We start from the raw sequence: 24,854 nt of genomic DNA, 5'->3' as shown, positions 1-24,854 counted from the left end.
TGTCTTTTTACGTCTCTTTTTGCTTGTCTTTTTAATGGGAAGCGAGCAGCAACATGGCTCCCTGCCAGGCAAGAGCCAGAAAAAGCGCCAGCCCCGAGGCCGTATACATCAGCCGGTTGGCCCTTTTTATGTCTTCCTGTTCCACCGGCCTGATATCGTCTCCGATAAACGGCTTTTTACAGAGCTCCCCGAAATACCAGGCATCGCCTGCCAGACGGATGCCCAGCGCTCCGGCGCAGACCGATTCCGTCTGTGCCGAATTCGGACTTTTATGGTTAAACCGGTCCCGTCTGAAAATCCGGACGGCATTCTGAAAGTCCATTCTCCATATCAAAGCCGCCCCCATCATAAGAACGGCCGAGAGACGGGCCGGGATGAAATTCACCAGATCATCGAACTTTGCCGCTGCCCTTCCAAAGAAGAGATACTTTTCATTTTTATATCCAACCATGGAATCCATCGTGTTTACCGCCTTATAGGCCCATCCCAGGACAGGCCCGCCCAGGGCCAGAAAAAAAAGAGGGGCGATTACCCCGTCTGAAGCGTTCTCGGCAACCGTCTCCACCGCCGCCCTGGTAATTCCCGCAGCATCCAGCACACTGGTGTCACGGCCTACAATCATCGAAACGTTGTGCCGCGCCTCCTCCACGTCTCCCTTTTTCAGAGAGTGGTAGACCTTCATGCTCTCGTCCCTCAGGGAACGGGCGGCCAGAAGAAAATAAACCAGAACCGATTCCGCAAGGAAGAGAACCATGCCCCCCGCCGCCTTTGCCGCCGCCAGCAGAAGCACCGCCGCCAGAGCCGTAACCGCCGGGACCAGAACCGCTAAAACGGCGCCTCCGTCCAGCTCTCCTTTTTCCGTCCCGGGAAACCGGGTCCGTATTCCATGTTCCAGCCGGATAATCAGCCACCCGATTGCCCGGACCGGGTGCGGTAAAAAATGTGGGTCGCCGAACACAGCATCCAGAATAAATCCCGCAAAAATCGATGCGATATGTGTCTTCATCCTATTTCTCCAATCATCACGGTTCAGAATACAGACCGAACCGTTCTATCCCATTATTTAATCCTTGTTCCGAGGCCGCATACAACCCGGTAGACCTCGTCGGAAAACGCGGCTATTTTCTGGCAGATGCGGCCGTCTATCTCGCGGTATTCCCGCAAAAACGCATCGGCCGGAACGACTCCATACCCGATTTCATTGGCCGTTACGACTGCCCTGCCGTTTTCGGACATTAGACGTTGCGCAAATCCGGCCGGATCCTTTCCTTCTTCCATCAGCCGCCGGATATAGCATTCCAGATGAATGATAAATGGAGCCGTCATTGCCTCTTCATATTCCGATGTGCGGCCGTCCGCCACGGTTTCATCCAATATGGAAAAACCGCTGTCTGCCGACGCTTTGCCGGGTTCTGAGACGCTACCCGTTTCCATCTTTTTTCTTCTTCCGCAGAATTCCAAGGCAAATTCCGTTTTCCCCTGGGACTGCCCTCCGATAATAAAAATCATCCTTCTTTTCCATCCCTTCCCAGACTGTTTTTATTCGTGCAGTTCCAGGGGAAGACCATCGGGATCCTTAAAAAATGTCATTTTCCTGTCTGTAAACTCATCGATGCGGACCGGTTCGGTTTCAATACCCAGCTCATGTAACGCCCTTACGGCCTCCTCCATGGAATCCACCTTGAAGGCCAGATGGCGCAGGCCGCAGGCCTCCGGATAATTAAGCCGTTCCGGACTGCCCGGGATGCCGAAGATCTCCAGTTCACAATCGCCCAGTCTCAGATCCAGTTTATAGTCGCCTCTCTGCTCCCTGTAATTTTCCCTGATAACCTCAAAACCCAGCTTATCCACATAGAACTCCCTGGATTTTTTGTAATCCGAAACAATAATTGCAACATGGTGTATTTTATCGAAACAAAACATAGAATCCTCCCTCATACTTCCTTCAATGAAGCCCTGTCATCCGGCATACGGCCAGAACCATGACAAGCGTAAGCTCCGCGCTCTGTAAAAAATACCCGGCCAGATCTCCCGTCATGCCACCGAACTCCTTCATGCACATTCTGTAGTAATAGTAAAACACGGCGCAGGCCGCCGCAATGCAGGCCAATCCCGTGACGGCGCCTCCGACGGATAGCAGCCCGGCGGAAGTAACACACAGATAAAGCGCCATCACCCCCTGTACCGTTCTTTTTACTGCAGCGCCGGAAAACTCTGCCGCCAGTCCATCTTTCTTTGCCTTTGGAAAACTGACCACGGACAGGCCGCTGAGAGCCCGTTCTCCGATAAAAATAAACGTCAAAAGACAGATATCCTCAAATTCCAGTTCCGAAAACGCAGCACCGTAGAGGAGCAGATATACACCGAGGCCGATGATGGCAAAGGCCCCCGTGTGGGGATCCTTTAATATTTCCAGTTTTTTCTCCCTGGATCCATAGGATCGCCTGGCATCCGTCACATCCAGAAAACCGTCCATATGGATCCCTCCCGTGATGAGAAGCGGCACCGCCACTCCCCCAAGCGTCTTAAAGACGGTTCCCGCCCCTGCGGCAGACGCCGCCCAGGTAAACAGAATCAGAACGCCGCCCGAAATAAGCCCGATTATCGGAAAAAAGCACATGGCATATCTCATGCGTTCCTTGGTCCACTCCACCTGGGGCATCGGTATCCTGGAATACATAGACAGCGCAATCACAAAGCTTCCAAGCAAATTCATACTCTCATGTTCTCCTTCTCCCGGTATTTCTAACCTTTTATCCTGACGGGAATCCCATATACGACTTCCGTCACCGTATCGGCCATTCCTCCCAGCAGACGGTTTACTTCGCCCAGAAGCGCAATATACCGCATCGTCTCATCGGAGTACTCCGTCCCATCGCTGAATACCTCATTCGTTACAATTACAAGCTCCCGGCAGCCGGAGCGCAGCGATTCAATTCCATCCAGAATTTCCGACAGGGCATTTCCCTCATCCCGGTAGAATTCATTGGAAACCAGGTTGGACATGCATTCGAGCAGCACGGACGCATCCCTGCCGCAGACCGTCTTTTCCGCAGAAAAAGGATCGGGGCGGCCGCTGGAAACCGGCTCCGCACAGGCCTTAGAAAGGTCGAGGGATTTAAGCTTTGTATACCGTTCCACCGTAATAAATCCCCGGTCAGCCCTCATACTCCGGTGCCGTCTGACTCTCTCCTCTCCCTCCCGATCCCATACCATCATCGTCGCCACGTAAATCAGAGGCCCTGATGCATTCTCCGAGATCAGGCGCTCCGCATATTCCGATTTACCGCTCCCGCTGCCTCCCGTCACAACATGCATCATCTTATTCCCGCCTTTCCATCCATAAAGAAAAACTGAGGGTTACACCCTCAAACTCCCGATATACGGAAAATATAGTTTGTCTACCGTCTGAAGCCGTCCTCACAGCGGCTTATATTCTTCAATTTCCATATCGGAAAAGGTACACATTTTTTCGTAGACGGCCAAAGTCATATCGAGAAGCGGGAATAAGGCCACCGCCCCCGTTCCCTCTCCAAGGCACATTCCGGCCTCTATAGCAGGTTTTTTGCCGAGAAATCCCAGCATCCTCCTGCCCGCCGGTTCCGCCGAAACATGGGCGGCCAGCATATAGTCCGCCGCCGTCTCTTGGATGGCCGCTGCCGCCGCTGCTGCTGCTGCCGATATGAATCCGTCGATAACGACCGGGATATGGTAAATGGCCCCGCCCAGAAATACGCCCGCAAGCCCGGCCAAATCAAAACCGCCTACTTTAGCCAGGACATCCAGCCCATTTTCCGGATCCGGCCTGTGAAGCCCAATCCCTTTCCGGATGGCCAGGATCTTCCGTTCCAGGCCTTCACTGCTGAGCCCGGCTCCTCTTCCCGTCACCTCCGCAGGATCCACCCCTAAAAGAACAGCGGCCACCGCGCTGCTCGTCGTCGTGTTGCCGATCCCCATCTCGCCCGTTGCAATGATCTGATAACCTTTGCCTTTTAATTCCCTTACCATATCAATCCCCGCAAGAACGGCCAGGAGAACCTCCCTTCCCGTCATAGCGGGTTCCTTAACAAAATTCGATGTTCCCCTCCTGATCTTGCGGTCAGTCAGCGGATGGGCCTCTCCCGTTTCGCCAATCTCGCAGGCCACGCCGATATCCACGGGAAATATGTCCACTCCAGCCTTTTCCGCCATCAGGCAGGCGCAGCTGTCTCCCCGGGTAAAATTGGCCGTAACGGCGGCCGTCACATCCTGTCCCGCCTGGGTGACGCCCTCCTCCACCACTCCGTTATCGGAGCAGAAAATCACCAGGGCCTTTTTATCAATCCGCACCGCCGGATAGCCGGTCATTCCGGCTATCCGGGTAATATCATCCTCCAGCACCCCGAGACTCCCTAACGGCTTGGCCACCTTGCTCCACCGAAACGCCGCCTTCTCGGCTGCAATCCGATCCGGTGGGATAATCTCTCTGCATCTTTCCTCAAACAGGGCCGCCAGCCTGTCTTCCGGCCACTCCCTGAACATTTCCCAGCTTATTTCTACCTGTTTCGCCGGTTCTATCTTTAAATCTTTCTCTGTTTCCTTAACCGTTGTCATTTTATTCACTCTCTGTTCCGCTCTGCCGCCTGTCGGACGTCATCTTTCGTCAATCGTTAAGCCGTTATCCGTAAAACAGATTTATTATAACAAAAGATCTGCTTTTTTACCATACTGCAATCATGCTTCAGGGAATTAGTTGAGATGTGAGGACGCCTCTGGAAGATGGCGGACGGGGTGGTGGGTTGGGTGGATGAGTCTTCAGTCCCGGTTGGTAGGGGGTGGTGAGGGGGAATCCAGGAGAAAAATTTCCTACGGGGACCCGCTCCCGCTTGTGGAATGCGCAGCGGGTGCTAGATTCGAAAATACCTCATCAAGCACCGGCGGATTCCAATGTCCCCTTCGGAAAGTTTTCTCCTTCCCCGGGCAGATTGTCGGCGGGACTGAAGACTCAGCGAAGGGGATCGCCCCGTCCGTCATTTTCAGAGCCTGATTGTCTCTTTTGTCAAATGCAGGGGAAGCTCTTATCGCGACCACGACTCGGTGGTGATAGTTTTCATTCTACCGGAATCTCGGACAGAACCTGACGCCAAATCGGAGCCTAAGTTTTAGAACAATCTAATATTAAGCTATCCTGACATATATAATCTCGTATTGTACAGGAGCCAGTTATTTAACTTTCGAATGAATACGGTGGCAGCGGCAATCCTTCTGCCCCTTGACGGAATGAAAGAATCATTACCAAATAGTGGCCGCGACAATACCTTCTTCGTACTTGACGAAAGAGACAATCAGCCCCTGAAGATGACGGACGGGGCAACAGCCCTGCCTGAGTCTTCAGTCCCGTCGACAACCTGCCCGGGGGGAAGGAAGGAGAAAAGATTCCGAAGGGGACATTGGAGCCCGCCGGTGCTTAGACGGCGTTCTTTGACGTCTTAGCATCCGCTGTGCGCTCCACAAGCGGAAGCGAGTCCCCGTAGGAATCTTTTCTCCTGGATTCCCCCTCACCACACCCTACAAACCGGGACTGAAGACTCATACACAACCTCCCACTCCCCCGTCCGCCATCCTACAGAGGCGTCCTCGCCTCTCAACTACCCCATAGAAAAACAGTGGAGATCCCCAAACCGGAACCTCCACCGCACTCATTTCCCTGTCTCTTATTCTCTTTCAATCTTCACGGAACTCATCACCGGCATTTCCACCGGCTTATTCCACGTCTCGGCCCCGGAAGTAGGAAGTCCGGCAATCCTGTCGAGCACCTCAAAGCCGGATACCATCTGCCCGAAAGCGGCGTAACGGCCGTCCAGCTTGTGGGCATCTTTATGCACCACAAAAAACTGGGTGCCCGCCGTGTCAAAGCCGTCGTCGCGGGCCATGGAGATGGCGCCTCTTATATGGGGAATCGGATTGTGTATCCCGTTTTCCTCAAATTCGCCTTTGATATGCCAGTCACTGTCCGTCATGATATCGTTGTCGGGAGAACCCGACTGAATCACATAATCCTTCACAATCCGGCACCAGGCAAGGCCGTCGTAGAACCCGCTTTCCGCCGTATCGACAAAGTTTTTCACCGTGAGCGGCGCATGCTCCGGGTAGAGTTCAAAGACCATCTCGCCGAAACCTTCTGTTGTAATCACACATTTCATCGTTTTCCCTCTGCTCTCCTAAAGTTATGCAGTTATTTAGCCATAACCTTTGCATCCTTGAAATAGAGGTTGGAAGAAGAGGTCATATAAACGCCCTTTACATAATCCTTTAACAGGAAGTTCTCAGCCTTGTAGTACAGAGGCAGAACTGCATATTCTGAGGAAGCGATCTCATCTGCCTTCTTCACCAGCTCGGCAAATTTGGCCGGATCTTTTTCAACTTTAATCTGATCTACCGTAGCGTCGTACTCTGCGTTGCTGTAATTCGCATTGTTTGTAATATCATTGGTGTATAAGAGCGGTAAGAAGCTCATCGGGTTAATGTAATCGGCGCCCCAGCCCATGGCGGCCACTTCGTAGTTGCCTGCCTGGACGTCGCTGTAGAATACAGCCCAGTCGGCGGAACTTACTTCTACCTTAATGCCGAGATTCTGCTCCCACATCTCCTTAATTGCCTCTGCAATCTTCTTTACATTGTCATCGGAGTAGAAAGAAAGCTGTATGGTTGGGAATCCTTCTCCTTCCGGGTATCCTGCTTCTGCAAGCGCTTTCTTTGCCTCTTCCGGATTTGCCGTAGAGGATAAGCCGAAATCAGAACGGCCGTCCGTCAGATCTTTTCCGTCAACCACATAGCCAGGGGCATAGAAGCTGAATGCCGGAACGGCGTCTAACTGTGCCACGTTGTTGATGAGGGCATCACGGTCGATGGCAAGGTTTAATGCCTTTCTTACCAGCGGGTTATTATACGGCTCTTTTTCGCAGTTGAAATTGTAATATACGGTACCATAGATTGGCGCTGTGTTGAGGCCGGATTTTTCTGCTTTCAGGCGGGCAATGTCACCGGACGGAACCATTCTGACGCCGTCTACTTCACCGTTCTCAAATGCGGTAAGGGCAGTTGAAGTGTCGAGGATATAGCGGTATGTAAGTTTTTCAAGCGTTACATTCTCTGCATTCCAGTAATTTTCATTTTTCTCAAGGACATAGCTCTCGCCCATGTTAATCTGGGTAACCTTGAACGGTCCGTTGCTGATATAAGAATCGGCAGACTGTGTCCATTTATCTCCGTTTGCTTCAACTGCAGCTTTCTGTACAGGTAAATATACCTGCATGCTTACCAGATCGACAAAGTATGGGCACGGAGCCTTTAACGTGTACTCTAAGGTATGGTCATCCAGCGCTTTCACACCGACTTCCTCGGCTCCCACTTTACCTTCATAATATTCTTCGCCGTTTACAACATAGTCGGAAATCATATTGAGGTACTGGGCCGTTGTGGATGGTGTCAGGACGCGGAGTGCGGAATAAACATAGTCGTTTGCCGTCAAATCACTTCCATCGCTCCACTTTAATCCGTCTCTTAAATGGAAGGTGTATACGGTCAGGTCGTCGTTGGACTCCCATGACTCTGCATTGCCCGGAACTACCTCGCCGCTCTCATCGTAGGTAACAAGGCCTTCAAAACAGTTTGCCAGGAACGGTGTGGCAAATGAGTTGCTGGTAACGGTCGGATCAATGGAATCCGGTTCATTATTGAGGACAAATGTCATCTCCTGTTTGTCTGCAAGCGTATCTCCGGCTCCTTCTGTGGAAGCCTCACTTCCTGCAGCCTCCGTCGTTGCTTCCGCAATGGTCTGTGGCTCCGTGGCTTTGCTTCCACCGCCGCCGCAGCCGGAAAGCACCGTTGTGCCCACAAGGCCGAGGGCTAAAAGCAGACTTACTTTCTTTTTCATAATATTGCTCCTCCTTCATGGAATTTTTATGTTGAAGGCGCGCTTTTCTTTATTTCCTAAGACGCCGTCACATCAATCGCATCAGTATAAGTGGCAGGCCACCATATGCCCGCTTCCCACATCCTTCATCTGCGGTACCGCCTCGCTGCAGGCCTTTGTCGCATACGGACATCTCGTATGGAAACGGCAGCCCGAGGGCGGATGAATCGGACTCGGGATGTCTCCCTCAATACTGCTTTTTTCTTTCTGTCTGGCAAGCTTTGGGTTCGCCACGGGAATACTTCCTAAAAGCCCCTTTGTGTACGGGTGAAGAGGGTTCCTGTATATCTCCCCGGCATCGCTGACCTCCACCAGCTGCCCCAGGTACATGACACCCACGTCGTCCGATACGTAACGCACCATGGACAGATCATGGGCAATGAAAAGGTAGGAAACGCCCTTTTCATCCTGGAAATCTTTTAAGAGGTTGATAACCTGCGCCTGGATTGAGACATCCAGGGCGGAAATCGGCTCATCGCAGATTACCAGCTCGGGCTGCAGGATCAGCGCTCTTGCAATTCCCACACGCTGCCTCTGGCCGCCGGAAAATTCATGGGCGTACCGGTTGGCATGTTCCTTTGTAAGGCCCACGCGTTCCAGCATCGGATAGACGAGGTCATTCGACTGATCCTTCTTTTTCACAATGCCGTGGGCCACGAGAGGCTCGGCAATGATGTCGCGGACCGTCATCCTGGCATTGAGGGAGGAATAGGGATCCTGGAAAATCATCTGCATCTTTTTTCTATATGGTTTTAACTGTTTCTGGCTTAACTTCGTGATGTTCTCTCCGTCCAGGAAAATCTCTCCCGAGGTTGGGTCATACATCCTGATAATCGTCCTGGCACAGCTTGATTTGCCGCAGCCGGATTCTCCGACCAGTCCCAGCGTCCTTCCCTTTTTCAGCGTCAGGTTCACGCCGTCCACCGCGTGAACCATCTGTTTGCCGCCTGCTTTAAAATGTTTTGTGAGGTCTCTGACCTCCAGTATATTCTGCTCACTCATGGCGTTCTCCTATCTGCGAAATGGATTATTTTCATCGGCCGGCGCATCCGGGGACAGAAGGAAACATCTGGAAAAATGTTCCTCTCCCACCTGGGTAAATTCCGGCATTTCCATTGCACACACTCTTCTCGCATAAGGACAGCGCGGCGCAAAAGGACAGCCCTTCGGCGGATTCGTCATATCCGGCGGTGAGCCGGGAATAGGACTGAGCCGCACGTCTTTATCCTGTTCCACATCAGGAATGGAAGCCAGAAGCCCCATCGTATAGGGGTGGCTCGGATGTTCAAAGATATCTTCTATCTCCGCCTCCTCCATCACCAGGCCGCCATACATGACAATGACACGGTCACAGAGCTCCGCCACGACGCCCAGGTCATGTGTGATAAAGATAATGCTGGTTCCGTACTCCTTCTCCAGTTCCCGGAGCTGGCGCAGTATCTGATCCTGGATTGTCACATCGAGAGCCGTCGTCGGTTCATCCGCAATCAGGAGAGCCGGTTTATTCGCAAGGGCCATGGCAATCATGACACGCTGGCGCATACCGCCGGAAAATTCATGGGGAAATGATTTATACCGTTTCTCCGGTTCAGGGATACGCACTCTGGAAAAAAGCTCCAGAACCTCTTTCATTAATTCTTCTTTGCTCTTTTCCGGATGGTGTTCCCGGATCATCTCAGATACCTGTTTTCCCACCGGAATCAGCGGATTTAACGAGGACATCGGATCCTGGAAAATCATTGAGATCTTCTCTCCCCTGATTTTCCGTATTTCTTTTTTAGAAAGCTTCGTCAGATCCCGGCCCTCAAAGACAATGGTGCCGTCCTTAATTCTGGCCGTATCCGCCAGCAGACGGAGAATGGACATGGACGTGACGCTCTTTCCACTTCCCGACTCCCCTACAATTCCCAGGATTTCCCCCTTTTTAACGGAGAAACTGACTCCACGGACCGCCTGCACCTCACCGTTGCTCGTCATAAATGAGGTTTTCAAATTCTCTATATTTAATATCGTTTCCATGTTCTCACTCCTTACTTTTGCCGCATACAAGGTTCCGCCTTTTCACAGGTGAATGCCGGCGGCTATTTTTTCAGCTTCGGATCCAGCGCATCCCTCAGTCCGTCGCCCACAAAGTTAAAGGCAAACATGATGATACAGATAACGAGAGCCGGGATAAAAAGCTGGTGCGGACAGGAACGAAGGTTTTCCGTCGCATCGTTGCACATGGTTCCAAGGCTGGCCAGGGGCGGTTTCAGTCCGATACCCAGATAGCTTAAAAATGCCTCCATGAAAATGGCCGACGGGATCAGCATTGTAACGGTTACCAGAATGGAACCCATGGCATTTGGAATCAGGTGTTCAAACAAAATTGTTTTGGTGGAGGAACCGATGGTCTTTGCCGCCAGGATAAATTCCTGTTCCTTAAGGCTTAATACCTGCCCGCGGACCACCCTGGCCATATCCACCCAGTATACGGTTCCCAGGGCGATAATGATACTCTGGATTCCCTGCCCCAGAAGGACCATGATAAGAATGACATAGAGCGTCAGGGGAATTGTACTGATAATATCCACGATACGCATCATGATCGTATCCACCATGCCGCCCGCGTATCCCGAGATACCGCCGAACAGGATGCCGATGATCATGTTGACGGCCGCGGCCACGAAGGCCACCATCAGTGAAACTCTTGTGCCGTACATCAGCCTGGTCAGGATATCTCTCCCCAGGTTGTCGGTTCCGAGCACATAAGATTTATTCCATATTTTGGCCGTGGGATAAATTGTGTTTGTCTCAGGATTTGCGATTACATACGGTTTCTGTCCATAGTAAAGGGCAATCTCCGTTCCGTTGTAATCATAGATCGTCATCATCCGGCCGGACTCTTCCCTGACCTTTTTAAGCTGTGTCCCCAGGGTGCCGTCCTTATCCACCTGAAGCACCTTCAGGGACTGTGTGATATAGAAGTAACCCGACTGGTCCGGGGCTTCATACACCTTCATATAAGGAGGAATATTTACCACTTCCAGATTCTGGGTCGAATAGCTGTATTTTGTAAACATCGGGCCTGCAATCGCAAAAAGAATCAGCAGCACGATAATGGCAAATCCGGCAATCGCCGTTGGTTTCCTGCGGAAGCGGAACCACACATCGCCGGCAAATGTTCTGTTTTTAGTCCATATTTTTTCACGATCCTCATTCGAGGCCTCGAGCATTTCCCATTTATTATCCATTTTTATCCCCGTCCTTATTCAAATTTGATTCTTGGGTCAATCAGACAGTAGAAAATATCCACGATAAAAATCATCGCCATCAGAAACGTAGCATAGAAAATCGTAACGCCCATGATTGTGGTATAATCTCTCACCTGCACGCTGTTGACAAAATGAACTCCGAGTCCAGGGATTGCAAAAATCTTCTCGATTACAAAGCTGCCTGTCATCAGGTTTGCCACGGTAGGTCCCAGCACGGTGATCACCGGAATCAGCGCATTCCTCATGGCATGTTTTAAAATGACTTTCGTCTCGGAAAGCCCTTTTGCCCTTGCAGTACGGATATAGTCCTGCCCCATCACTTCGAGGAGGCTGGAACGCATCAGTCTCGCCATATAGCTTAAGGAATATCCACCCAGGGCAATTACAGGGAGAATATACCCCTTCCACGTATCAACTCCGTAGGTGGGGAGCAGATTCAGCCGGAAGGAAAATATGTAAATCAGAACGGATGCAATGACAAAGGAAGGGATCGTGACGCCTATCGTCGCTATCGCCATCATCACCATATCCTGCCACCTTCCGTTCTTCACCGCGGCCAGGATTCCCATCGGGACAGCGGCCAGCAGAACAAAGACGATGGTAATACAGCCCAGCTTTGCCGATACCGGAAAACCGTTCGAGATATACTCTCCCACCTCTTTGCCCGGATACTTATAAGAAGGGCCCAGATCGCCGTGGAGCAGATTGCCCAGATAATCAAAGAACTGCTCCGGCAGCGGTTTATCCAGATTATATTTTTCATTCAGTGCGGCCAGCACCTCCTCCGACACCTGCCTGTCACTCGTAAACGGCCCGCCAGGCACGGAGTGCATAATGACGAAAGTCAGAAGCACAATCAGGAACATCGCAATCAGCATCATTCCAAGACGTTTTATAAAATATTTTACCATTTCATTCCCTCACATCAGTCTTTTCTTACGGTTTTACACCTGTCCGCCATAAATCTCCATATGGCGTTCAAATGTCTCTGCTACAAACACAAAAACCGTTATTTATGGTCGATTATAAGCCTTATTGTTACTTTTTGTCAATTGGTTTCTCGCATTACCAGTGTGAAGTTGTGTATTGAAAAATGAGGACGCGGGGGATTTGGATAGTGTGCGGGGGGAGAAAGTAAATGGTAGGGTCTTCAGTCCCGAGGGGAGATCGTCGTGAACGGGGAATACGGAGGAAAAAATTCCTGCGGGGACTCGCTTCCGCTTGTGGAATGCGCAGCGGATGCTAGCTTCGTGAGAAACCTCAGCAAGCACCGGCGGATTCCAAGGTCCCCTCCGGAAAGTTTTCCTCCTCCTTCCCCTCGGCCAAGAGGATCGACGGGACTGAAGACCAGGCAGGGATCGGCCCGCACACGATCCGGATGCCGCTGGTATTCCTCTTTTTCTATACGTGGAGGTGGGTGTCGCTGCCACTATACTTTCTTATATGCTTTAGTTTTCTTGTATTCCCGAAAATTCTCCGCTGCGAAATTACTCCCCAAAAGCCCTCACCTCCAAGCCCCTTGAACATTCAGGACATTCAGCGGTTGCCGGCCGGAGGCGGGATGGTGTGCGATATCCTGGGCGTCTTCAGTCCCGGTCATAGTCTTCCCGGTGGGGGAGGAGGAAGAAAAAATCTCCGAAGGGGACGTTGGAGTCCATCGGCACTTGGGCGGTGTTTCTCAGGCGCCCTAGAGCGTGTTTGAAAATTGCTTTCCGTCAGCTGTGCGTCACACTTTGTGGGAGATTTTGCCCCGATGAAGGAGGCGTAGTGGGCTACGCTGACTGAATCGGGACAAAATATGCCGCGAAGTGGGGCGTGCAGATGGCGGGAATGAATTTTCAAACACGCTCTAGTGACCGTTATGCACTCCATAAGCAGAAGCGGTCCCCGCAGGAGATTTCTTTCTTCCGGATTCCCCGCCCGCGATCAAACCTCCGTCCGGGACTGAAGACTCACAACCTCCCTCACCATCCCGCCTCCCAGCTACTGCAACAGCGTCCTCAATTTTCAAAACAGCACTCCTCAAAAAGCGCTTCCACCGCCGCCAGATACTCCGGGAATTTCTGGGACTTTTTTATTTTTTTTAGTTGTTTTTCTTTGATTCCCTCTTCTTTTCCGTCGAAAAGGCCGCCCATGTAAAACCACAGCTCTTTCATTTTAAAAAGTGTATTCCGGTCACCCGACATTGTTTCCCGGTATCCGTTAAAAATTTCATCGTGGAATGCCTTTAAGGCCGATTTGGAAGGTTGGGCGGGATTTTCCCGGTCTGGGGCTGTGCAGGCGGCTGGGTTTTCCATGGCTTTTAGCTGTTGGAACAGCGCGGGGTTTGCGACGGCTCCGCGGCCCAGCATGACGCTCTCTATCATGGGGTATTGACCGTGGGGGAATTGTTCCGTGAATTCGTAAAACGCTTCCCGTGTGAATATGTCTCCGTTATAGCAGACCGGATTGCTGCTCTGTTTTGCGCCTTCCCTGAACACGCTGAGGTTTGGCTTGTTTGCATAGAAATCACTCCGCACCCGCGGGTGGATAATCAGTTCTTTCAGCGGATACCGGTTGTAGACCTGCATCAGCTCTTCAAACTCATCGGGGCTGTTAAGGCCGATTCTTGTCTTTACCGACACCGAGATGCCGTCGGGTTCAAGCTCTTTCACAATCTGTTCCAGGAAACGGTCGAGCTCCACCGTGTAAAACAGAAATCCGGAACCTTTCTTTTTCGCAACCACGGTTCCTGATGGACAGCCCAGGTTCAGGTTGACCTCACGGTAACCGTACCCGGCGATTTCTCTGGACGCCCAGATAAAATCCTCCGCTTTGTTGGTCAGTATCTGGGGCACCAGCGGTATTCCCCGATTGTGCTCCGGGCAGATATCGTTTTTTTCCCTGGAACTCAGCCTGTGGTTCTGGGTCGTCGCGATAAAGGGGGTGAAATACCGATCCACACCTCCAAAAATACGGTGATGGGCGCTCCGGTATATATATCCTGTAATTCCCTCCATGGGGGCAAAATAATACTTCATATTCTATTTTATATCCTTTTCTTTTTTCGTTCCCTGCTCCATGACTTGCACTGTTCCAGCCAATGTTCCGTAAAAGATGGCGCAGACTGGTAATAAAGATGAGGAAATCCGCAGATTCTTGCGCCGTCCTGATGCATGCACCGCCACTTCCGTTCCGATGCCGGTTTTTCAGCCAGCCAGGCCCCGCCCGGATCCTCGCTCTCCCAGTAATGGAATTCGTGTCCCTTAAGGCTTTCTCCATCCGGCGATGTCAGGCTGATATAGCCGAATCGGCCGAGTTTCCGGGTCCTGAATGCCCGCATTTTATAAATTCCGGCCATTGGGTAGTCGATTCCGTCGCTGCCCTCAAGCCGGTCATGCAGATATAAAAATCCTCCGCATTCCGCCAGCACGGGAATCTCCTGCCGCCAGGCCTCCCTGATGGAACGGAGCATTTCCGTATTCTCAGAGAGCTCCCCTGCGTAATTTTCCGGGTAACCGCCTCCCAGAATGAGACCATCCACATCCCCGGGCAGTTCTTTATCATGAAGGGGGCTAAAGTTTACAAGCTCCGCCCCCTGTTCTTCCAGAAGGTCGAGATTTTCCTGATAATAGAAACAGAATGCCTCGTCGCGGGCAACGGCAATCCGCACGTTTTTCCCACCTGTGCTCTCCCCGGCAGTGATAAACTCTGCCAGTCCCGCATGAACCGCCTCTCCTGATTCTGCCCGATTCACCGTTCCGGCTCCTGCAATCGAGAGAATTCGATCAATATCCACTGTCTTTTCCATCTGCTCCGCCAGATATTCAAGACGCCTGCAGAGCGAATCAATCTCCCCGGGCAGAAAAAGGCCCAGGTGGCGGCTTTCAAAGCTGTATTCCGGCGCTTCGGGAAGGCTCCCCACCACCGGTATCCCCGTCTCCGCCTCGATCTGTTTTGCAAGCCTTTCGGCAACGGCCGGGGAAGTCCGGTTCAGTATCACGCCCTCAATCCGGCTGTCCGGCCTGAATCCGGCAAACCCTTTTACCGTGGCAGCCAGAGACAGGGATGCCCCCTTGCCGTCCAGGATCAGGATGACGGGCGTCCTGGTAATCCTGGAGATATCATAGGCGCTGGCCTGGGTATGAGTCCCGCCGACGCCGTCATAGTATCCCATCACGCCCTCTATGACCGCGATATCGGCCCCGTTCTTTAAAAACGTCCGCTTAAAGCTTTTTTCCACCTCCTCTTCATCCAGAAAGAAGCTGTCCAGATTGGCCCCCGGTATCCGGAGAACGTGGCGGTGGAACATCGGATCGATATAATCCGGCCCGCATTTGAACGAGCACGGGTGGAGTCCTCTCTTAATTAATGCCTGCAGGAAGCCGCAGGTTATCAGGGTCTTCCCGCTTCCGCTTTTCGGGGCGGCAAAAAGAATCCCCGGAACCGGATTTTTATTTTCTTCTCTTCCCATCATCATACTCCGTTCTCCCCGTTCTCTTCCCCACTTTCCCCAGTAAACGGCTCTTTCCCGCCGAAGGAAATGATATAGACCGGGTTCTGCCCCTGCATCAGATGATACCGGCCAGCGCGGGCCGCACGGGAAACCTGGATTGTAACGATATCCGCTTCAATCCCCCGCGTTCTCAGGCACTCCAAAACGAAGGAGAGGGTTTCCAGGGCAATCACGTTGATTACCACCCTGATTTGGGAATTGAGTGAAATCAGCAGATCGATAATCTCGCCCATTTCCCCCGAAGTGCCGCCGATAAACGCATGGGTCACCTTCCGCACAGATTCGTCTTTTATGACGCTGTCCCGGCCTCCTGTTACGGCCAGGGATATCTGTTCCAGTGCATCGCCCTCGACGATCGTTAAATTTCCAACGCCCGCCTTCTCTCTGTTTCTCCTAATCAGTTCAACAGCCTCAGCGTTCTTTTCAAAAGCGCAGACCGCCTTCACCGGATGGCAGAGCAGCGCCTCAACCGAGACAGAGCCGGTTCCCGCCCCAATATCCCAGAGCACGGAATCGCGGTTCAATTCAAGCTTAGACAGGGACACCGCCCGGACCTCGCTTTTTGTCATAGGTACTTTTCCTCTGATAAACCAGTCATCTCTCATTTTTTCTTCCCCTGTCGGTCAGCTTTCTGCGTGATTGCAGTGTCCTGCATCCTGCCGTCGGCCTCTATCAGTACAATACTCAGCGGATCAAACTCCTTCCCGCTCAGATTGATTGCCGTTCCACTGGTAATACGCTCATCCGGATAAGACAGTTTTTCTCCGACCGTGACTCCCACATGGCCGAAACCGCTGTCTGCGAGGCTGCGGCAAAGCTCTCCCACGCTGTTTTTTCCGCCCGTAAGGAGAAAAATCTTCCTCTTTCCCTCACGCAGCGCAGCAGCAGCGTCAAACTCCCGGCCGTGCGCCGTTTCGAGCAGGGCGTCGTCCCAGGAGGTCATGAGCCTGGAAGCAAAATAGCTGATGGAGGAAATTCCGGGAAGTATGCAGAACTCATACGCCCCTCCCGGGAGATTTTCCGCCAACTTTTTAGTCCCGCTGTAAAATCCGCTGTCCCCGGAATACAGGATGACCGCCTGCTGCCATCCGTCATTGGAGCGGAGCGCCTCCGCCACATCACGATCCAGATATGCGGCCCTGGCCTCCGGCATCCTGCCGAAGGGATTTTCCCGCTTCAAAAGCTCTTTTGCCGTTTCCAGCATGCGCGGGGCTCCCAACAGTAAATCACTGTTTTTTACCGCTTCCTTAACCTCCTCCGTCATCAGCGAGACGGCGCCGGGCCCGATTCCGGCCAGAATCACCTTTCGTCTCCCCTGCGGTGTTTCTTTGACGGAAAACCGTGAAAGCGTTTCAAACAGACGTTCCATTGTCTCGCCCTTCTCTTCCGGATGGCCGATGATTACAGCCCTTACTCCGCACTCCTCCGCCGCTTCCAGCTTCTCGTCAAACCCTCCGGCCTTTCCCGTCTCCTTGGTGACAAGAAAAGCGGCATTGGCCTGGCGCAGCATGGCCGCATTGAGTTCTTTTGAAAAAGGCCCCTGCATACAGATCAGGTGTTTTCCCGAAATCCCCAGCTCTTCGCATTTGCGTACGACGGCAGAGGACGGAAGCACCCTGGCATAGATACGCTCCCGCAGCCTGCCGGACCCGGCAAACACCTCAAGTTCATTGCTGCCGGTTGTGACAAAGATGTTTCCCTCGCTCTTTTCCAGCCACGCCGCGGCCTCCGCCGGAGTCTGAAATGTGATATTTCCCACAGTTTCATGGCCGTTTTCCGTGCTTCTTGCGCAGCGCAGATATCCCGTCTTTGTCCTCCGGCATGCCTCTTTAATATTTTCCGTTGCATTCCTCGCATAAGGGTGGGTCGCGTCGATGACGAGCTCAATTTTTTTCTCCGTCAGCCAGTTTCGCATCTGTTCTGCATCCATGGCCCCCGTCACCGGCCTTATGTAACGGTTCTCCCCGAGCAGTTCTCTTCCGTATTCAGATACCACGCTCACGTAAGCCGGTATCCTGTTTTTACCGCAGTATTCCGCCAGGAGCCTCCCCTCGGTGGTTCCTCCGAATATCATTACCTTACACATCTTTATAACCTCTTGGCGTAACCATTCTTCCCCCGATGTCCCTTGTCATCCTGTTGCCGATAAAAACCGTTGTGAACATATCGGCTGCGGTGTCCTTCAATTCCCCCAGCGTCATCACTTCCATTGATTCGCCCTCACGGCCGATATTTTTGACCAGGCCGCAGACCGTTTTTTCGTCTTTATAACGGAGCAGGATTTCACAGGCCTGTTTCAGATAGCCGGAACGTTTCCTGCTGGCAGGATTGTAAAGGCAGATATTAAAATCCCCCTCTGCCGCGGCCTTCAGCCGCCTCTTAATCGTTTCCATCGGAGTGAGAAGATCACTCAGGCTGATAACGGCAAAGTCGTGTCCCAAAGGCGCGCCGAGAATGGCCCCTCCGCTCAGGGCCGCCGTCACCCCCGGGATAATCTCGATTTCCACACCCGGATATTCCGGCGCCAGTTCAAGAATCAGCCCGGCCATCCCGTAGACGCCGCTGTCGCCGCTGCAAATCATCGCAGTCACCTTTCCCCCGGCAGCCGATTCAAGAGCCATCATGCATCTTTCTTTTTCACGGCGCATCGGCGTTGTGAGAAGCTCTTTATCCGGAAAATGCTCTTTTATCAAATCGATGTAAACGGTATAACCGGCAATTACGCTGCACTCGTTCAGCACCTGCTCCGCTCTTATCGTCATCTGCCCGTAGGCTCCCGGTCCAATCCCTACGACGTATAATTTCCCTTTATTATTTTCCTGCATCCTGTTTTTCTTCCCTTCTATCACATTCCATTTAAGTAACGGCATATCCGGATATTACCGCAGCCAAATACACTGCATCCAGATACCATTGCATCCGGACTCCATCGCACCCGAACACCATTGCACCCGAACACCATTGCATCCGGATACCCAACCCATCAGAAATTTACCGTAATTTCTCTCACTGCAGCCGCAGCCGTCACGGAAGAAAATATGCTTTTTCCCGCCGCCAGGCGCGCCTTCCCGCCGCCGACCGCGGCGCCTGCGAGGGCCGCCCGCTCACATACATTGCCAACTCCCGTCACACTTTTTACAAACTCCGATTCCGATAAACTGCCCTCTACCGCGCCCAGCTCTTCGGATGTAAAGACCTTCCATGCAAGGCCCCAGTCCGCGGCCAGCGCGATAAGAGCTTTCTCATCGCGTTTCAGGTCAATGCTGGCAAGCATGCCGAGCGCCCGCCTGTCGATTCCGCAGGTCCTCAGAAGCTCCTCAGCCGCATTTTTTGCGGCCTCCTCCGGTATACTTCGGCGGCAGCCCATTCCCAGGACGGCAGCCCTCGGAATCAGGCGCAGAAGGCCGCAGACGTGCGTCCTATCCCCATCTTCGAAAGGAAGGGCGGCTCTGCTGCATGTAATGTAAATATTCCTCCGGTGCCGTACCCCTTTATCAAGCGGCTCAGGTATCTCTCCCTCCACCGGAAAATCACTGAAAAAGCCCACCGGCTCTCCCCTCAGGACGGCGGCGGATATCTCCTTCGCCTCTTTCAGATCATCGATTGCCAGTCCGTTCTTTTTTGCAAAGAGATCCACGGCAAACGCGTGATGCAGATCCGTCGCCGTTGTAATGACCGGCTGCGCTCCCAACACTTGTGCCGCCTCTGAGGCCAGTTCATTGGCGCCTCCCAGATGGCCCGACAAAAGGGAAACGACAAACCGTCCCAGCTCGTCCACCACAACCACGGCCGGATCCTTGTCTTTTCCTTTTAAAAAAGGAGCAATGGAGCGTACCGCAATTCCCGCCGCCCCGATGAAAACGAGTCCGTCCTCTTCGGCAAAAGCCGTTTTCACAAACTCGCCCAGGGACATTCCAAGTCCGTGCACCGAAAAAGCCCGGGACTCATGCCCCAGGTTTTTAAAGCCGTTATCAAGTCTTTCACCGGTGACGCCGCCCTGGCTGGTGAAGCTAATGATTGCAATCCTCATTCCGCTCTCCTCCTTCGGCCGGCACGCCTTTCCTGAATTCCGTGGTAAAAACGGGATCGTAAAGTTTAGACCGCTCGTAGGAGCTGTGGGCAATGACGTCGCCCACCAGGATCAGGGCCGTCTTCGTAATCTGCTCCCTGGCCGCCGTCTCCTGAAGCGTCCCAACGGTACAGCACACCTTTTTCTCATCCGGCCAGGTGGCCTTATAGACAATGGCCGCCGGTGTTTCCCTGCAGTATCCGCCGCGTACCAGTTCCTCGGACAGAGGCCCCAGAAGACCCGTGCTCAGGAATACCGCCATCGTCGCCCCGTGCGCGGCAAAGGAGGCAATGCTCTCGCGCTCCGGCACGGGCGTCCTGCCCGCCATCCTGGTGATAATAAGACTCTGTGACACTCCCGGAAGCGTGTATTCCAGATTCATGGATGCCGCCGCCCCGCAGAAGGAACTGACTCCCGGGCAGACCTCATATGTAATTCCCAGCTCATCCAGCCGGTCCATCTGTTCCCGGATCGCCCCATAAATGCTGGAATCACCCGTGTGGAGCCGGACCGTCGTCCTGCCGCCGTCTTCCGCTTCTTTGATTCTGGCGATCACATCCTCAAGCGTCATCCTGGCGCTGTCAAAAACAGTGCAGCCCTCTTTTCTGTACTCAAGAAGCTCCGGGTTTACAAGTGAGCCCGCGTAGATTATCTGATCCGCCTCTCCCAGGAGTCTTGCCCCCCTCACCGTAATGAGGTCGGCCGCCCCGGAACCAGCTCCCACAAAATGTACCATCTGTTTTCCTCCGAACTATATTCTTCTGTGTTATTTTAGTTCCCGTCCCTCACGATCAGCAGGGAGTAGTATCCCGCCTCATCGGGAATCTCTTTTATACTGCCGTAAATCTTCTCATTCTCCATCCCGCAGTTTTCCACCATTTTGACGTCGCGGCTCCGTCTTTCAAGGAGGCTCTTTACCTCGGAAAGTTTCTTTCCCGACTTCATCAGCACCTTTACGCCCGGCTGCTCCAGTGCATCCTCAATCTGATAGGATGCAGGAATAATATGAAGCTCCTCCTTCCCGTTCACCAGGGGAATGCCCATTCGGGCCGCCGCCGCACAGAAAGAGGGAATCCCGTTGATCAGCTCTGTGGCATACTGTTTCTCGTCCAGTCTTTCCTTAATATATAGGCAGGTAGAATAGACCGTGGTGTCTCCCAGCGTAATAAACGCCACATTCTCCCCCTGCCTGAGGCAGTCCTCCGTCCTTCTTACCGCCTCGCTGTGGCTTTCTTCCAATAAGGCCCTGTCCTTTGTCATCGGCATCGGAAGACAGATGCACTTCTTCTCTGCCAGCTCCGGAACCGCCTGTACCGCTATTTTATATGCCACACACTGGTCCCTGTCCTTATGAGGGATGGCTAGCGTGTCACACTCCTTCAGTCTTTTTACCGCTTTAATCGTCATAAGCTCCGGATCTCCGGGGCCTACTCCCACCGCGTACCATGTTCCAGTCATCTTTTGTCCGCCTTTACTATGTATTTCCGTGTACGGCCCCTGAATGAAATTTTCATTTAAAAGAACCGCCGGTTTTATTCATAATTCGTTATAATTATTCATCTATTTTCCTGGTTCCAAGCGCCGACGCAAATTCCTTTGCCCCTGCCGTCATCGCAAGGATTCCGATTGTCCCGTTGAACAGGACGACCTCCGTGTCCACGCGGTACCGGCTCTTAAGGTTCTCTTTCACCCGTCCGGCCACAGTCTCCATCACCGGTCCCAGCCATTTTTCCTCTTTCAGATAATCTGCCGCCTCATCCGTCGTATTCATTCCGTAAAGACGTTTGGCGCTCTCTTCCGGCATTCCGGCTTCCGCTGCGCAGCCTGCCAGAATTTCCATTCTTCTGTCTCCATATTTGGAATGGGTGTTCATAACGCCTCCCGCCACCTTAATCATCTTGCCGAGATGCCCCGCCAGAAGTACCCTTTCTATCTTTTCTTCCTCCATCATCCTGAAGGTATCACCGATAAAATTGCTGCATTTGACAAAGGAAGACAGATCGAGCCCCAGTTCTTCCCTTACAAAGCGCTCCCCGTAATTCCCCGGAGCCACCGCCAGGATTTTTCTTCCCCCGGCCGCCCTGACCCTGATATCCAGGCGTATCGTTTCTATCAGCGCCGCCTCGCTCATCGGGTTAACGATTCCCGTCGTTCCAAGAACGGAAATCCCCCCGGTAATACCCAGATTCGGGTTAAATGTCTTTGCAGCCAGTTCCGTTCCCTCCGGGATGGAAATCTCAATGAGAAGCCCGCCGTCCGGCTGTCCCGACAACCGCCTTGCCCCGTCGGCCGCCTCGAATATCATCGTGCGCGGCACCGGATTGATGGCATGGTATCCAACCGGGCACGACAGCCCCTTTCTGGTCACCGTCCCCACGCCTTCTCCTCCCGTCAGATACAGTCCCGGATGCATGTCCGAGCCGTAACAGGGCCTTTCCGTAGGTCTTTTCCCGGCAAAACTTACCCGCGCATAGACAAAAGCGCCGTTCGTCACATCGGGATCATCGCCCGCGTCCTTCTTTACCGAGCATATCGCCCACTTTCCTTCCAAAAGGTTGGAACCGGCGACCGGTATTGCAAGAGTCTGCCCTCCGGGAGTTAACACCTCCACCGTAGTCTCCCTGAACCCGGAGCAGAGAAGACGGACAGCAGCCCAGGCCGCCGCCGCCGCGCATGTTCCGGTTGTATAACCGCTCCTAAGTTCTTTCTCTTCCATCATCCATACGGCCTTTCCAAATCTGAATCGAAAATTGATTTCGATATCCATTATATTGGATCAGGTGTTATCTTTCAATACTTCCTTTTTCATTTCGCGCTTCCGTTTGGTGATAAGACCGCCGATCCGTCCGCTTTCCTTGGCCGTCAGGCTCCTCCAGCCTCCGTTCATTACCTTGTCTGCAAGGCCCAGTTCCGTTGCAATTTCAAACTTCATCATATCCTCCGGCTTCAGATCCGCCGGGTCGAACTTATCTTTCTTTTTCGTTTCACTGCCCATAAAAAAAGCACACTCCTTTCCAAAATGTACTTAGAGTATGCCCTGCGTCTTCCTGCATATACAATTTTTAGGGAGATTTCCAATATTTACCTGAACAGAAAAACCCCGGAACGTTGACACCGTTATTTTTCAGAATATACTTAAAATATGTTCCCGTTCAAGTTTTTTACATTTTTTGACATTTTTTTACCGACTTTTTTTTCAAACATGGCCTCTATTTTGTTAAAATAGAAACGAGAATTTGTAACTAGGGGAGATTTAAATGGACATTGCAATTATAGAAGACTCTGGGCAGGAATTATCTTTGCTGGAAGGTTATCTCCAGACTTACCTGTCAAACCGCCAGGTATACAGAGTAATCGACACTTACACAAGCGGGGATGCATTTTTGGAAAACTGGCCTTCCAAATCCTATGATTTAATATTTCTGGACATTCTAATGGACGGTATTTCCGGCATCGAGGTTGCCAGAAAAATCCGCGAAACCGATTCGGAATGTCTTTTGATTTTCATCAGTTCCAGTAAAGAATATGCTCTGCAGGGATTTGAGGTACGTGCTTTTGATTATCTGCTCAAGCCTCTGTCGGAAGAGCGTTTCCAGAGAACCATGGATCTGTGCCACAATGAGCTGGCGAAACATATCCGCTATATCGAGGTGAAAGAAAGCCGTACGCTGGTCAAGATACCGCTGGGTGAAATCATCTACACGGATTATTACAATCACTATATACAAATTCACACCTCTGCAAGATTGATCCGGTCTTATCAGCAGTTTGACGTATTTTCACCGCTTCTGCTGTGCTATCCGCAGTTTCTGTGCTGTTACCGCAACTGTATTGTAAATATGGATCACGTCGCCTCCGTCGATAAGCACGATTTCATCATGGAGAATGGGGAGCGCGTTCCCATCACCCGGGGCAACCGGAATGCCATCTACCAGCAGTATGCAGACTACCAGTTTTTAAAATTAAACGGAGGCATTTAAATGAATTTTTATTCATAAAAGCTGACACAGCCGTTCCCATTATAACGGCTGTGTCAGCTTTCAAAATATTATCCGTCCGGCAGCATGAAAGAGCATCCGGCGCTTTCTATTCGTTTTTCTCAGTTCTTATCTGAAAACCTCACTTCCACCGATCCGGCGGAACAGTCAATACTTACGTTTTTCTCCGACCCGTTGTTGACCTTTGTGTCATTGGAAAGGCCGGAATAAACCGAATCACCGATTAGAACATTGCCAACCGCATTATCCAGGTAGAAATTATAATCTTTCTCCCCTCCGGCCAGCTCTAAGGTGACTGCTCCGGCTTTCACCTCCGCCTCCATCTGGCGTTCTATATCCCCATATGCAGTGATGCTGCCGGCCTCCGCTGAAAAGTCCGCTTTGCCGGCCTGGAAGTTACCGAGCTGCAGCTCTCCCGCCTTGACACTGACATCCAGATCATCGGCATTCACAGAAGCCGCTTTGATATACGAAGCCTTTGCCTCCAGCTCCGCCTCACGGAAACGGTATCCCGCGGGAATCTCGATGATCCCCTGCGTATATCCGGTATCCTTTGACGGCCATGTATATTTTCTGCTGGGCCAGGAATACTTGACAGACAGCTGGCCGGGTTCGTCGTCCGACTCTATCTCGATAATCGTGTACGTATCATTTTTCATATAGACGAGGATCTCATCCGTCAGTTCCGGATTTTCCACTATCTTTACCGCCGAACGTTCTGCTTCCACTTCGAGCTTTGTAATACCCTTATAGGTTCCGGCTAACTCCATCTCCTCTTTCGGACAGATGTTCAGGTTTGCGTAAGAATCACTGTCGTCACCGTCATCACCATCGTCATAACGGTCGGAATCAATCGTAAGATTCCTGCCGCTCCTGTGACGCCGGCTGTTGAACCGCAGGGTGTCTTCGATATGTTCCATCAGCCCGTCATCAAAATACCCACCGGCCCAGTTTCCCATCATACCGTGCTCCTGTGTGGCATTCCCGACAACGGCCGCCAGTGCGGTGACCGCAGTACCGACTAAGAGCAGGACGATTCCGGTAATCGCTATGCCTTTCATCCATTTTTTCATCTCTCATCCTC

The 24,854-nt window shown here is 52.2% G+C and carries 24 protein-coding genes and 3 pseudogenes; 2 read left to right on the top strand and 25 right to left on the bottom strand.

All coding sequences use genetic code 11. The features are described 5' to 3' along the window. Nucleotides 1–31: 31 nt before the first annotated feature. The 14 genes and pseudogenes from cbiB to V3C10_11575 all read right to left on the bottom strand — a co-directional run bounded on the left by cbiB (nt 32) and on the right by V3C10_11575 (nt 12,990). Nucleotides 32–1,006 (bottom strand): adenosylcobinamide-phosphate synthase CbiB, encoded by a 975-nt coding sequence (cbiB, locus tag V3C10_11640; protein WVP64425.1) that lies wholly within the window; start codon nt 1,004–1,006, stop codon nt 32–34. Nucleotides 1,007–1,059: 53 nt separating this feature from the next. Next, nucleotides 1,060–1,509 (bottom strand): bifunctional adenosylcobinamide kinase/adenosylcobinamide-phosphate guanylyltransferase, encoded by a 450-nt coding sequence (locus V3C10_11635; protein WVP64424.1) that lies wholly within the window; start codon nt 1,507–1,509, stop codon nt 1,060–1,062. 30 nt (nt 1,510–1,539) lie between these two features. Next, nucleotides 1,540–1,923 carry a VOC family protein gene (locus tag V3C10_11630; GenBank protein WVP64423.1) on the bottom strand — a complete coding sequence of 128 codons (384 nt, stop codon included), beginning with the start codon at nt 1,921–1,923 and terminating at the stop codon, nt 1,540–1,542. A 22-nt stretch (nt 1,924–1,945) separates the two neighbouring features. Further along, nucleotides 1,946–2,716, bottom strand: a complete 771-nt coding sequence (locus V3C10_11625) for an adenosylcobinamide-GDP ribazoletransferase (protein WVP64422.1) — start codon at nt 2,714–2,716, stop codon at nt 1,946–1,948. A gap of 29 nt (nt 2,717–2,745) precedes the next feature. Further along, nucleotides 2,746–3,321, bottom strand: a complete 576-nt coding sequence (locus V3C10_11620; GenBank protein WVP64421.1) for a bifunctional adenosylcobinamide kinase/adenosylcobinamide-phosphate guanylyltransferase — start codon at nt 3,319–3,321, stop codon at nt 2,746–2,748. A gap of 99 nt (nt 3,322–3,420) precedes the next feature. Further along, nucleotides 3,421–4,593 (bottom strand): nicotinate-nucleotide--dimethylbenzimidazole phosphoribosyltransferase, encoded by a 1,173-nt coding sequence (gene cobT, locus V3C10_11615; GenBank protein WVP64611.1) that lies wholly within the window; start codon nt 4,591–4,593, stop codon nt 3,421–3,423. An 853-nt stretch (nt 4,594–5,446) separates the two neighbouring features. Beyond that, the gene (locus V3C10_11610; protein WVP64420.1) at nt 5,447–5,572 is read right to left on the bottom strand and encodes a hypothetical protein; all 126 of its coding nucleotides are present in this window, start codon (nt 5,570–5,572) and stop codon (nt 5,447–5,449) included. A 121-nt stretch (nt 5,573–5,693) separates the two neighbouring features. Next, nucleotides 5,694–6,182 (bottom strand): peptidylprolyl isomerase, encoded by a 489-nt coding sequence (locus V3C10_11605; protein WVP64419.1) that lies wholly within the window; start codon nt 6,180–6,182, stop codon nt 5,694–5,696. A 32-nt stretch (nt 6,183–6,214) separates the two neighbouring features. Next, a complete protein-coding gene (locus V3C10_11600) occupies nt 6,215–7,915 on the bottom strand; it encodes a peptide ABC transporter substrate-binding protein (GenBank protein WVP64418.1) in 1,701 nt (566 codons plus the stop codon). A gap of 81 nt (nt 7,916–7,996) precedes the next feature. Then, on the bottom strand, nt 7,997–8,956 hold the full coding sequence (locus V3C10_11595; protein WVP64417.1) for an oligopeptide/dipeptide ABC transporter ATP-binding protein: 960 nt from the start codon (nt 8,954–8,956) through the stop codon (nt 7,997–7,999). A 9-nt stretch (nt 8,957–8,965) separates the two neighbouring features. Beyond that, nucleotides 8,966–9,973, bottom strand: a complete 1,008-nt coding sequence (locus tag V3C10_11590) for an ABC transporter ATP-binding protein (GenBank protein ID WVP64416.1) — start codon at nt 9,971–9,973, stop codon at nt 8,966–8,968. A 62-nt stretch (nt 9,974–10,035) separates the two neighbouring features. Then, the gene (locus tag V3C10_11585) at nt 10,036–11,187 is read right to left on the bottom strand and encodes an ABC transporter permease (GenBank protein ID WVP64415.1); all 1,152 of its coding nucleotides are present in this window, start codon (nt 11,185–11,187) and stop codon (nt 10,036–10,038) included. 14 nt (nt 11,188–11,201) lie between these two features. Further along, entirely contained in the window at nt 11,202–12,119 is a 918-nt protein-coding gene (locus V3C10_11580) for an ABC transporter permease (GenBank protein WVP64414.1), read from the bottom strand. Nucleotides 12,120–12,804: 685 nt separating this feature from the next. Further along, nucleotides 12,805–12,990: pseudogene (locus V3C10_11575) on the bottom strand (DUF6783 domain-containing protein). Between V3C10_11575 and V3C10_11570 the strand changes: the two are divergent. After that, nucleotides 12,907–13,347, top strand: a pseudogene (locus V3C10_11570) (DUF6783 domain-containing protein). The pseudogenes V3C10_11575 and V3C10_11570 overlap by 84 nt on opposite strands. 83 nt (nt 13,348–13,430) lie before the next feature. On the opposite strand, the pseudogene V3C10_11565 reads toward V3C10_11570, so the two are convergent. The 10 genes and pseudogenes from V3C10_11565 to V3C10_11520 form a co-directional block, all read right to left on the bottom strand. Then, a pseudogene (locus tag V3C10_11565) lies at nt 13,431–14,207 on the bottom strand (tRNA-dihydrouridine synthase family protein). Nucleotides 14,208–14,236: 29 nt separating this feature from the next. Beyond that, complete coding sequence (locus V3C10_11560) at nt 14,237–15,667, bottom strand: cobyrinate a,c-diamide synthase (protein WVP64413.1); 1,431 nt, start codon at nt 15,665–15,667, stop codon at nt 14,237–14,239. Next, nucleotides 15,664–16,272 (bottom strand): precorrin-6Y C5,15-methyltransferase (decarboxylating) subunit CbiT, encoded by a 609-nt coding sequence (cbiT, locus tag V3C10_11555; GenBank protein ID WVP64412.1) that lies wholly within the window; start codon nt 16,270–16,272, stop codon nt 15,664–15,666. Before cbiT ends, V3C10_11560 begins: the two co-directional genes overlap by 4 nt. Before the next feature lie 32 nt (nt 16,273–16,304). Continuing rightward, entirely contained in the window at nt 16,305–17,789 is a 1,485-nt protein-coding gene (cobK, locus tag V3C10_11550) for a precorrin-6A reductase (protein WVP64411.1), read from the bottom strand. Beyond that, nucleotides 17,782–18,528 (bottom strand): precorrin-3B C(17)-methyltransferase, encoded by a 747-nt coding sequence (cobJ, locus tag V3C10_11545; GenBank protein WVP64610.1) that lies wholly within the window; start codon nt 18,526–18,528, stop codon nt 17,782–17,784. Before cobJ ends, cobK begins: the two co-directional genes overlap by 8 nt. Before the next feature lie 158 nt (nt 18,529–18,686). Next, nucleotides 18,687–19,733, bottom strand: coding sequence for a cobalamin biosynthesis protein (locus V3C10_11540; protein WVP64410.1), 1,047 nt, complete (start codon nt 19,731–19,733; stop codon nt 18,687–18,689). After that, nucleotides 19,714–20,508, bottom strand: coding sequence for a precorrin-4 C(11)-methyltransferase (cobM, locus tag V3C10_11535; GenBank protein WVP64409.1), 795 nt, complete (start codon nt 20,506–20,508; stop codon nt 19,714–19,716). Before cobM ends, V3C10_11540 begins: the two co-directional genes overlap by 20 nt. Nucleotides 20,509–20,543: 35 nt before the next feature. After that, nucleotides 20,544–21,230 carry a precorrin-2 C(20)-methyltransferase gene (cobI, locus tag V3C10_11530; GenBank protein WVP64408.1) on the bottom strand — a complete coding sequence of 229 codons (687 nt, stop codon included), beginning with the start codon at nt 21,228–21,230 and terminating at the stop codon, nt 20,544–20,546. 94 nt (nt 21,231–21,324) lie between these two features. Continuing rightward, nucleotides 21,325–22,491, bottom strand: a complete 1,167-nt coding sequence (cbiD, locus tag V3C10_11525) for a cobalt-precorrin-5B (C(1))-methyltransferase CbiD (GenBank protein ID WVP64407.1) — start codon at nt 22,489–22,491, stop codon at nt 21,325–21,327. 57 nt (nt 22,492–22,548) lie between these two features. Further along, complete coding sequence (locus tag V3C10_11520; GenBank protein WVP64406.1) at nt 22,549–22,767, bottom strand: small, acid-soluble spore protein, alpha/beta type; 219 nt, start codon at nt 22,765–22,767, stop codon at nt 22,549–22,551. A gap of 262 nt (nt 22,768–23,029) precedes the next feature. Between V3C10_11520 and V3C10_11515 the strand changes: the two genes are divergently transcribed. Next, nucleotides 23,030–23,752, top strand: coding sequence for a LytTR family DNA-binding domain-containing protein (locus V3C10_11515; protein ID WVP64405.1), 723 nt, complete (start codon nt 23,030–23,032; stop codon nt 23,750–23,752). A gap of 119 nt (nt 23,753–23,871) precedes the next feature. On the opposite strand, the gene V3C10_11510 is transcribed toward V3C10_11515, so the two are convergent. Continuing rightward, entirely contained in the window at nt 23,872–24,843 is a 972-nt protein-coding gene (locus V3C10_11510; GenBank protein ID WVP64404.1) for a DUF4097 family beta strand repeat-containing protein, read from the bottom strand. Nucleotides 24,844–24,854: the final 11 nt, after the last annotated feature.

Origin of the sequence: [Clostridium] symbiosum (genome assembly GCA_036419695.1) — a bacterium.
Lineage (GTDB): Bacteria > Bacillota > Clostridia > Lachnospirales > Lachnospiraceae > Otoolea > Otoolea symbiosa_A.
The sequence above is the reverse complement of the archived record's forward strand: the minus strand, read 5'-3'. Positions and strand labels throughout refer to the sequence as shown.